At 64.4% G+C, this 9354-nt stretch carries 7 protein-coding genes, 2 tRNA genes and 1 pseudogene; 8 read left to right on the top strand and 2 right to left on the bottom strand.

What is annotated here, in order from left to right; translation table 11 throughout:
* The first annotated feature begins 152 nt into the window (after positions 1-152).
* The 8 genes and pseudogenes from AB4Y81_RS18500 (at position 153) to AB4Y81_RS18465 (ending at position 7995) form a co-directional block, all read left to right on the top strand.
* Positions 153-950 carry an MBL fold metallo-hydrolase gene (locus AB4Y81_RS18500; RefSeq protein WP_441996441.1) on the top strand — a complete coding sequence of 266 codons (798 nt, stop codon included), beginning with the start codon at positions 153-155 and terminating at the stop codon, positions 948-950.
* Between the two features lie 23 nt (positions 951-973).
* Positions 974-1747: pseudogene (locus AB4Y81_RS18495) on the top strand (fumarylacetoacetate hydrolase family protein); the annotation flags it as partial.
* 77 nt (positions 1748-1824) lie between these two features.
* A complete protein-coding gene (gene gltX, locus AB4Y81_RS18490; RefSeq protein WP_018776246.1) occupies positions 1825-3345 on the top strand; it encodes a glutamate--tRNA ligase in 1521 nt (506 codons plus the stop codon).
* A 14-nt stretch (positions 3346-3359) separates the two neighbouring features.
* Positions 3360-4088 (top strand): HAD family hydrolase, encoded by a 729-nt coding sequence (locus AB4Y81_RS18485; RefSeq protein ID WP_431229361.1) that lies wholly within the window; start codon positions 3360-3362, stop codon positions 4086-4088.
* Positions 4089-4227: 139 nt separating this feature from the next.
* Positions 4228-4299, top strand: a tRNA-Gln gene (locus AB4Y81_RS18480).
* A gap of 128 nt (positions 4300-4427) precedes the next feature.
* Positions 4428-4500 (top strand) — tRNA-Glu (locus AB4Y81_RS18475).
* A gap of 97 nt (positions 4501-4597) precedes the next feature.
* A complete protein-coding gene (locus AB4Y81_RS18470) occupies positions 4598-6379 on the top strand; it encodes a dynamin family protein (RefSeq protein WP_441996437.1) in 1782 nt (593 codons plus the stop codon).
* Positions 6376-7995: a GTPase gene (locus AB4Y81_RS18465; protein ID WP_441996435.1), complete on the top strand. Its 1620-nt coding sequence runs from the start codon at positions 6376-6378 to the stop codon at positions 7993-7995. Before AB4Y81_RS18470 ends, AB4Y81_RS18465 begins: the two co-directional genes overlap by 4 nt.
* A gap of 43 nt (positions 7996-8038) precedes the next feature.
* Here AB4Y81_RS18465 and AB4Y81_RS18460 read toward each other — a convergent pair whose 3' ends face one another.
* Both AB4Y81_RS18460 and AB4Y81_RS18455 read right to left on the bottom strand, forming a co-directional pair.
* Positions 8039-8575, bottom strand: coding sequence for a DUF1697 domain-containing protein (locus AB4Y81_RS18460; RefSeq protein ID WP_416430224.1), 537 nt, complete (start codon positions 8573-8575; stop codon positions 8039-8041).
* A gap of 2 nt (positions 8576-8577) precedes the next feature.
* Entirely contained in the window at positions 8578-9297 is a 720-nt protein-coding gene (locus AB4Y81_RS18455) for an IclR family transcriptional regulator (protein ID WP_014922101.1), read from the bottom strand.
* Between the last annotated feature and the right edge of the window lie 57 nt (positions 9298-9354).

The following is a 9354-nucleotide window of genomic DNA, read 5'->3' as shown; positions in this document are numbered from 1 at the left end:
GGGGTGTGAGGGAGGGTTGGGTTGAAGGGGGTGGGGTGTGAGGGAGGGTTTGGTTGAAGGGGGTGGGGTGTGAGGGAGGGTTGGGGTTGAAGGGGGTGGGATGTGAGGGAGGGTCAGGAGGATGCCAAGATGGGACTGTGACTCCTGAACCAATGGCGACTCCAGACCACGCGCCCACGAGCGGCTCCTCCTTGCAGCGCAGCAGCGCATTGACGCGCTTCCGGCTTGCGCCCAACCCCGGCCCGATGAGTTTGGACGGCACCAACTCATACGTCATCGGCGCTCCTGGTTCGGGCGCATCAGCCGTTGTGGACCCGGGCCCCCAGGATGAACAACACTTGGCCGAACTGGCAGCAGCCGGCCGGGTGGAGTTGATCCTGATCACCCATCGCCACGCCGACCACACTGAGGCATCCGCGCGTTTCCATGAGCTGACGGGTGCTCCGGTGCGGGCGATGTCCCCGGAATACTGCCATGGCGGCGAGCCTCTCCGGGACGGTGAGGTCATCAACGCGGGGGAAGTGGAAATCCGTGTGCTGGCGACGCCCGGCCATACCTCGGATTCGGCGTGTTTCCATCTCCCCGACGACGGTCCCCGAGGATCGGTCCTTACGGGCGACACCATTCTGGGCCGGGGCACCACTGTGTTGGACTACCCGGATGGCCGGCTGGGGGACTACCTTGCCAGCTTGGATAAGCTCGAGGCCCTTGGCGGGGCAACACTGCTCCCCGCCCACGGCCCTGTTCTTCCAGCACTGGACGGGAAGTGCCGCGAATACCGTGAACATCGGCTGCAGCGTCTTGCGCAGATCAGGGCAGCCCTGGAACAGGTGGGCAAGGACGCAACGATCGCTCAGGTTACGGACGTGGTGTACGCCGACGTCGACCCCTCCGTCAGGTGGGCCGCTGAGACCTCCGTGGCCGCGCAGCTGGAATACCTTCGAAGCTAAGCCGTGACGGTAGGCTTGGGCCCATGCGTATCGCCCGGTTTGTAGTTGATTCTGATCCCCTCTACGGCGTTGTCGAAGGCGAGCCCGGCAGTGAGGAAATCACTGTCATCAACGGCGACCCCTTCTTCAACGGCGTTGAACGTACCCACGTGAAGCACAAGCTGGAGGACGTGCGGCTCCTTGCCCCCATCATTCCCCGCAGCAAGGTCATTGGCGTGGGCAGGAACTTCGCAGAACACGCTGCGGAACTCGGCAATGAAGTGCCGCAGCAGCCGCTGCTTTTCCTCAAGCCGAACACCTCGGTGATCGGCCCGAACGATCCCATCATCCTCCCCGAATTCTCCGAGGAGGTCTCGTTCGAGGCTGAGCTGTGCGTCGTCATTGGCCGCATCTGCAAGGACGTTCCCGAGGACCGCGCGGATGACGTCATCTTCGGCTACACCTGCGGCAACGACCTCACTGCCCGCGATGTCCAGAAAACGGACCTCCAGTGGGCCCGCGCCAAGGGCTTCGATACCTCCGCGCCGCTGGGACCGTGGATCGAAACCGAACTGGATCATGAGGACCTCTCCATCCAGGGGCGCCTCAATGGTGAGCTCCGGCAGGACGGCAGCACCAACCAAATGATCCGTGGCGTTCGTGAGCTCGTATCGATCGTTTCCCACGCGTTCACGCTTCTTCCTGGCGACGTCATCATGACCGGTACCCCGGCAGGTGTCGGTCTCGTCAGCGAAGGCGACCGTTTTGACGTCGAGATCGAAGGCATCGGACGTCTCTCCAACGTGCTTGCCTTTCGTACGAAAGGCAAGCACCGCCGTCGTGCGTCGTCGCCCGGGAAACCGAAGCAGTGGCAAGCGGTAAAGTTGGAACTACTATGACTACTGCTTCTGCGTCCACCGCTGCCTCCAGCGCCATTCCTGCCGTCAACGCCGAGACTCCGGTCCGAGTCCGTTTCTGCCCGTCACCCACAGGCACCCCGCACGTTGGCCTGATCCGCACGGCCTTGTTCAACTGGGCTTACGCGCGCCACACCGGCGGCAAGCTGATCTTCCGGATCGAGGACACCGACTCTGCCCGCGACAGCGAAGAGAGCTACCACCAGCTGCTGGATGCGCTCAAGTGGCTCGGCATCAACTGGGATGAAGGTGTGGAGGTCGGCGGCCCGCACGAACCCTACCGCCAGTCGCAGCGCGGCGACATTTACCAGGACGTCATCGCCAAGCTCAAGGCCGGCGGACACGTCTACGAGTCGTACTCCACCCCTGATGAAATCGAAGCCCGCCACCGGGCCGCCGGACGCGATCCCAAGCTGGGCTATGACGGATTCGACCGCCACCTCACGGAAGAGCAGCTCGCGCAGTTCAAGGCCGAGGGCAGGGAAGCCGTCCTGCGCCTCCGCATGCCGGACGAGGACCTGACGTTCAACGACCTCGTTCGCGGCGAGATCACGTTCAAAGCCGGTTCCGTCCCGGACTTCGCAGTGGTCCGCGCCAATGGTGCCCCGCTGTACACATTGGTGAACCCGGTGGACGACGCGCTCATGGGAATCACCCACGTCCTGCGTGGCGAGGACCTGCTGAGCTCCACCCCGCGGCAGATCGCCTTGTACCGGGCGCTGTACGCCATCGGTGTCGCCGAGTACATGCCGGAGTTCGGCCACCTGCCCTACGTCATGGGCCAGGGGAACAAGAAGCTGTCCAAGCGCGACCCCGAGTCGAGCCTGTTCCTCCACCGCGAACGCGGCTTCATTCCTGAGGGCCTGCTGAACTACCTGTCCCTTCTTGGCTGGTCCCTGAGCGCTGACGAAGACATCTTCACGGTGGAGCAGCTGGTGGCCAACTTCGACATCCACGATGTCCTTGGCAACCCTGCGCGCTTCGACATCAAGAAAGCCGAAGCCATCAACGGCACGCACGTCCGGATGCTTGCCCCCGCGGACTTCGAAGAGCGCTTGGTTCCGTACCTTCGTGCAGCCGGTTTCGTGGGGGAGATCCTTACCCCGCGCCAGGAAGAGATCCTCGCCGAGGCAGCCCCGCTGGTCCAGGAACGCATCACCCTGCTGGGCGAGGCTCCGGAGATGCTTGCCTTCCTGTTCAAGGCCGACGACGCCATCGACATTGCGGACGACGCCCGCAAGGGCCTCCCGGCCAACCTGGAGGAAGTTCTGGACGCGGCCCTCGCCGCTTTGGAACCCATCGAAGAGTGGACGGCGGAGAACATCCAGACCGCGCTCAAGCAGGCTTTGGTGGAGGACCTGGGCATCAAGCCCAGGGCTGCGTTCGGACCTGTCCGCACGGCCATCTCCGGTCGTCGTATTTCCCCGCCGCTGTTCGAGTCGATGGTGATCCTGGGCAAGGATTCCTCGTTGGCCCGCGTTCGCGCTTTCCGCGGCTAGGAGAGGCACCTGTCATGGCGATTGCAACTGCTTTCGGCGCTATCCGCGGTGTCTTGTTCGACATTGACGACACTCTGGTGGACCTGGAATACGCCATGACGACAGCTTTGCGTGACGTCAGCGAACATCTCCTGCCCGGCCTTGACCAGGCCGGGTGGGTGAAGTTCGGCCGGATTTTCACGCACGAAACAACGCATTTCTACGACCGGTACCTTGCCGGTGAGCTGACCTTCAATGAGCAGCGGCTGCTGCGGGGCAGGGCCGCCCTGGGTCACTTTGGCGTGGAACTTGACGATGGCGAGGACGCGCAAGCGTGGGTGGCCGAGTATCACCAACGCCAGACAGCGTACGTTCGCGCCTTCTCTGATGTTGAAGGCGTGCTGGACGCGCTCGATGCTGCCGGGCTCCCTTATGGGGCTGTCAGCAACAACGTGCACGATTACCAGCGTGCCAAGTTGGACGGCGCCGGCCTGTCGCGGATCGGGATCCTGGTGGGGACGGACACTGTGGGTGTCGCCAAACCTGACCCGGCAATCTACCTTGAGGGCGTGCGCCTTCTCGGCACGGAACCGGGGGAGACACTCTACGTAGGCGACAACCGGCTGCTTGATGCCGATGGTGCCGACGCAGCAGGGCTGGTGGGAGTCTGGCTCAACAGGACCGGCGAAGTGGTGGAAGAGTTCACCGGGCGCCAGGTGGATTCCCTCGCGCAATTGCTGGCCAAGACCCCGACGGCCGCCTGAGTTTTCCGTGTGATGCAGGTAACGGCCCGCCGATTTGTGCAGGTGGCGAGACTCCGGTAGAGTCATTACTCGTGCTGAGGGGCACGGAGGGAAAAGCTGAGGGAAACCAAGGCAAGGAACTCCGGTCCGAAAGTCACTTTGGGATATGGTGTAATTGGCAACACTACGGTTTCTGGTACCGTCATTCTAGGTTCGAGTCCTGGTATCCCAGCTCTGAATTTCCGCGTAAATACGCGGAATATTCGGAACCTCCGATCCGCGAAAGCGATTTGGAGCGAAGCTGAAAGTATGAAATACTCATTCAGCTTGATCGCCGGAAACGGTGACAAAAAAGTGCAGGGCCCCATCGTATAGCGGCCTAGTACGCCGCCCTCTCACGGCGGTAACGCGGGTTCGAATCCCGCTGGGGTCACAATGAATCCCCCGGAACACGTGTTCCGGGGGATTTCTTTTTGCCCATTGAGCCTGCCCGACGCTCGTGAACGGGACGGGGCTGGCATGATGATGCTGTGACCGAACACGCAGACCCGCCGGAAGCCCGGAGCAGCCCTGTGCCCCCGAGTGCGGCAGCCGCCGTCGAAACCCTGGAAGCTGCACGCGCCGGACTTGCGGCCACCACCCTTCCTTTGGCGGTGCCCGAAGTGCAGGAGGCCCGCCAATGGATACGGGAGTCCCTGGCGCAGCTCGATGATTACATCATTCCCCGCTACCGCAGCCTGGACGCGCCGCTGCTGGCCGTCGTCGGCGGTTCAACCGGGGCCGGAAAGTCGACGTTGGTCAATGCCTTGGTGGGGTTTCCGGTGACCCGCTCGGGAGCGATCAGGCCTACAACGCGCCAACCGATCCTTCTGCACCACCCCAACGATGCGGAATGGTTCGAAGGACAGAGGATCCTTCCGAACTTGCAGAGGATCCGGGGAACGGTCTCGTCAGTCCCCGTCCCGGCGAACCAGGCCGGCGCGGCCCCCGACGCCCAGGCGATCACCTCGCTGGTATTGCTGGGGCACCCTGCTGTGGCGCAGGGCATTGCCCTGTTGGATGCCCCGGATGTCGACTCCATTTCCGACGACAACCGCAGACTCGCGGGGCAACTGCTCGCCGCGGCCGACCTTTGGATCTTCGTCACCACCGCCAACCGCTACGCCGACGCCGTTCCATGGCGTCTGCTCCTTGATGCGGCTTCGCGGGACATCACCGTGGCCGTGGTCCTGGACCGTGTGCCGCCGGCAGCTGAGGACGAAGTCCGGACCGACCTGCAGGCGATGCTGGACCGGCAGGGACTTGGGGAGGCGAAACTCTTTGTCGTGCCCGAAAGCGCGTTGGACGGGCTGGGAATGTTGCCGGCGGGAGCGGTGGACCCTTTGCGCCTGTGGCTCGGTGCCTTGGCCGCCAATGCCGCCGGCCGTGCCGAGGTTGCCCGACGGACACTCAACGGTGCCGTCAAGGCCGTGAGTCTTCGCCTGGACAACATAGCCGTGGCAGCGGCCACACAGGACGCTGCAGCCCGTGACCTGGAGGGCTCGTGCTCCGATGAATACGAGCATGCACTGACCCGCATCCTGGAAGCCACCAAGGATGGGGCACTCCTCCGCGGAGAAGTATTGGCCCGTTGGCAGGATTTCGTGGGAACGGGGGAGTTCTTTCGGGCCCTGGAGCAGAACATCGGCCGGATGAGGGACCGCATGGGCGCCTTTTTCCGAGGCGAACCGGCACCGGCTGTAAAGGTGGAGACGGCGATCGAAACAGGGCTGCAGGCAGTGATCCTCGATGAAGCGGCCACTGCTGCTGAAAACGTTGACAGGCGCTGGCGGGCGGACCCGGCGGGCCGCCAACTACTGGGCCACGACGACCTCTCCGGAACCAGCGAAGGCTTCGATGCCAAGGCGGCCGCGGCAATCCGTACTTGGCAGGAAGGCCTGATGGAGATGATCCGGACCCAAGGACAGGGGAAGCGGACCCAGGCCAGGTGGCTGTCCTTCGGGGTCAACGGGCTTGGTGCTGCGCTCATGGTGGTGGTCTTCTCCATGACGGCTGGCCTGAGTGGTCTGGAAATCGGGATCGCGGGCGGCACAGCGGTGGTTGGGCAGAAGCTGCTCGAAGCGGTATTCGGCGAGGATGCTGTCCGTCGTCTTGCCCAGCAGGCCAGGCAGGACCTGCACACGCAGTGCCAGCGCCTGCTGGATGAAGAACGGCTCCGTTTCCTCACCAGGCTCGAGACCGTTCAGCCGGTCTCGGGTCCTGATCTCGCTCTGCACGCCAAGGCCCTCCGCCGGCTGGCAGGGACTGCATGAGCCGCCACAGTCTGGTCCGTGAGTCGTCCGCATTGCAGCGCAGGCTCGAGGCCCTCAATACCGCACGCGAGCTGGCCGAAGGCGTTCTTCCCGATCAGGAACTGCAGTCCGTCTACGACGTTCTGGAGCGGGCAACTTCCCGGCGCTCGTTGTCGGCAGGACATACCGTGGTGGGCTTTTTCGGAACCACCGGGAGCGGCAAGTCATCCCTGTTCAACGCAGTTTCCGGCAGCGAACTTGCCACCGCGGCTGCGCGACGACCCACTACCTCCGAACCTTTGGCGGGTATCTGGGGCGAGGAGGGCAGCGGACCCCTGCTCGATTGGTTGGTCGTGAAGGACCGTCATGTACTTCCGCCGGTTACCGGCTTTGCCGACGAGGACAGTGGGCTGGTGCTCCTGGACCTGCCGGACTTCGATTCCACCCGGGTGGAGAACCGGGAGATTGTCCAACGGATGGTTGGCATGGTGGATGTCCTGGTGTGGGTGATGGACCCGCAGAAATACGCCGATGCCGCGGTGCACAACGACTTCCTCCGGCCCATGGCTACCCACGGCGCCGTCACCTTGGTTGTCCTGAACCAGATCGACAAACTGGGCGCACCGGACGCCGCCGCGGTTCTGGACTCCTTGGAAGGGATCCTCGCACGCGACGGCCTGGGGACCGCCCGCGTGCTGGGCGCGTCGGCGCTGACGGGCGACGGCGTCTCCGCCGTCCGCGGGGCCATCAGGAACGTCGTGGTCCAGCGGGCAGCGACCACGCAGCGCTTGGCAGCCGACGTCGCCAAGGCTGCTGCCGGGTTGTCGAAAGCGTCGGGCGACGGTGAAGCACGCGGGATCAAGGCAAACGCACGGGCCCGCCTTGCATCGGAACTGGCGACGGCGGCGAACGTCCCTGTGGTGGTGGACGCGGTCCGGCGTTCGTTCCAAAGGGAGTCGGCGCGCAGGACGGGGTGGCCGGTCACACGATGGTTGTTGCGATTCCGTCCCGATCCCCTGCGGAGGCTGAATCTGGGGCGGAGCGACACCAGGCCCGAATTGAGCCGCACGTCCTTGCCTCCGGCCGGTGCCCCTGAGCGTGCCCGCACGGATGCCGCCGTCCGGGAGTTCGCCGATGAGGCCTCGGCCGGCGCTCCGGGTCCTTGGCGGGCAGCCATTCGCGGGGCAGCGAGGGATGGCCGGGACCAATTGCCCGATGCCTTGGACCAGGCCATTGCCGGAGCGGACCTGAAAACGGCTAAACGTCCCCTCTGGTGGTTGTTGTTCAACACCCTGCAATGGTTGGCCCTCCTCTTGGCGGTCGGCGGGCTGGGCTGGCTCGGAGTCCTGGCAGTCTTGGGCTACTTCCAGATGCCCGTGCCTGAGGTTCCGCGCACGGAGGGGTGGCCGTGGCCCACGTTGATGGTGGCCGGGGGAGTGGCGTTGGGAGTGCTGTTGGCCATTACCGGCCGCATTTTGGGCGGCTGGGCGGCACGCATCAGGGCAGCCGGCGCGGCGAAGCGTCTGAAAGCGGCCGTGGCCGTGGTGGCGGAGCAAAGGATCGTGGAGCCCGTGGGAGTGGAAATCACGCGGTTGAAAGCCTTCAACGCTGCACTGAAAGCCGCGCGCCCGGACTAAGGTGCGCCCGGACCAAGAAGCGCCCGGACCAAGATGCGCCCGGCTAGAGAGCGGCCGCGGCGTCCCTGACTTTGACCAGCGTACGGAGGTTCCGGGTGGTGGTGCTTGCCTTGTAGCGTGGCTTGGCGGAGAGCTTGCTGAACGGGCTGTCCAGGGTGCCGCCTGCAGGTGCCAACCAGGCGGAGGCTTCAGGGCCAAGGCGCACTTGCGTCACGCCCCCCAGTTCTTCGGCTGCTGCAAAGAGCTCGTCAAGCATCGCGGTGTTCGAGGCCAAGGTGATGTAGCTGTGCGTCGACTTGTCATCCGCGGGGTACGGGCAGGCCTCCACAAGTTCGGCGACCCTCTGCGCTGTCAGGACCACCACCCAGGCGTCGTAGCCGAAGGAGTCCCGCAGGCACTGTTCGAACCGGGCCTTGACGTCCTTGGCGCTGAGGTCGCTTTGCAGCACCACATTCCCACTTGCCAACAGGGTCTTGACCTTGGTGAACGGGCAGTCCTGGAGCGCTGCCTTGAGGTCGGCCATCTTGATGTTGATGCCGCCCACATTGATTCCGCGCAGGAATACTGCGTAGCTTTCCATGGCTAGTCGTTGTTCTTCCGCAGCGCCTCAGTCAGGACCCGTGCGGCATTGCACACGACTTCGGCGTGCAGGCGTCCGGGCTGGCGGGTGAGCCGTTCTATCGGACCCGAGATGGACACTGCGGCGATGACCCTGCCGGAGGGTCCGCGCACCGGCGCGGAAACCGAGGCGACTCCGGGCTCGCGTTCGCCGAGGCTCTGACCCCAGCCCCGGCGTCGTACTCCTGCCAGGACGGTGGGCGTGAAGCGGGCGTTCTGCAGTCCCTCAAGGAGCCGGTCATGGTCTTCCCAGGCCAGCAGAACCTGTGCTGCGGAACCGGCCTTCATGGACAGCTGCGTGCCTACGGGAATGGTGTCGCGCAGGCCGATGGGACGTTCTGCCGAGGCCACGCATACGCGCCAGTCACCTTGGCGGCGGAAGATCTGTGCGCTTTCGCCCGTGGCGTCGCGAAGCTGGATGAGGACCGGGCCGGCCGAAGCAATCAACCGGTCTTCGCCGGCGGCGGAAGCAAGCTCAACGAGCCTGCTGCCCAGGACAAAGCGCCCTTGGATGTCGCGGCTGACGAGCCTGTGGTGAACCAGTGCCAGGGCGAGCCGGTGAACCGTGGGGCGGGCGAGCCCGGTGGCTGCTACAAGCTGGGCAAGTGTCGTTGGCCCGGCCTCGAGGGCATCGAGTACTTGGGCCGCTTTATCAATGACACCGACTCCACTAGAATTGTCCATGTAATGATATTGCCGTCTCAATATCTGAGATGCAAGTTGTTTCGCTGGCCTATTTCG

Source organism: Paenarthrobacter sp. TAF1, assembly GCF_052113825.1.
Taxonomy (GTDB): Bacteria; Actinomycetota; Actinomycetes; order Actinomycetales; family Micrococcaceae; genus Arthrobacter; species Arthrobacter nicotinovorans.
This window is presented reverse-complemented; position numbering and strand designations above follow the sequence as displayed.

Excerpts from the sequence above, each read along its gene's own strand:
- AB4Y81_RS18500 (WP_441996441.1), top strand. The coding sequence starts at position 153 with ATGGCGACTCCAGACCACGCGCCCACGAGCGGCTCCTCCTTGCAGCGC.
- gltX (WP_018776246.1), top strand. The coding sequence starts at position 1,825 with ATGACTACTGCTTCTGCGTCCACCGCTGCCTCCAGCGCCATTCCTGCC.
- AB4Y81_RS18485 (WP_431229361.1), top strand. The coding sequence starts at position 3,360 with ATGGCGATTGCAACTGCTTTCGGCGCTATCCGCGGTGTCTTGTTCGAC.
- AB4Y81_RS18465 (WP_441996435.1), top strand. The coding sequence starts at position 6,376 with ATGAGCCGCCACAGTCTGGTCCGTGAGTCGTCCGCATTGCAGCGCAGG.
- AB4Y81_RS18460 (WP_416430224.1), bottom strand. The coding sequence starts at position 8,575 with ATGGAAAGCTACGCAGTATTCCTGCGCGGAATCAATGTGGGCGGCATC.
- AB4Y81_RS18455 (WP_014922101.1), bottom strand. The coding sequence starts at position 9,297 with ATGGACAATTCTAGTGGAGTCGGTGTCATTGATAAAGCGGCCCAAGTA.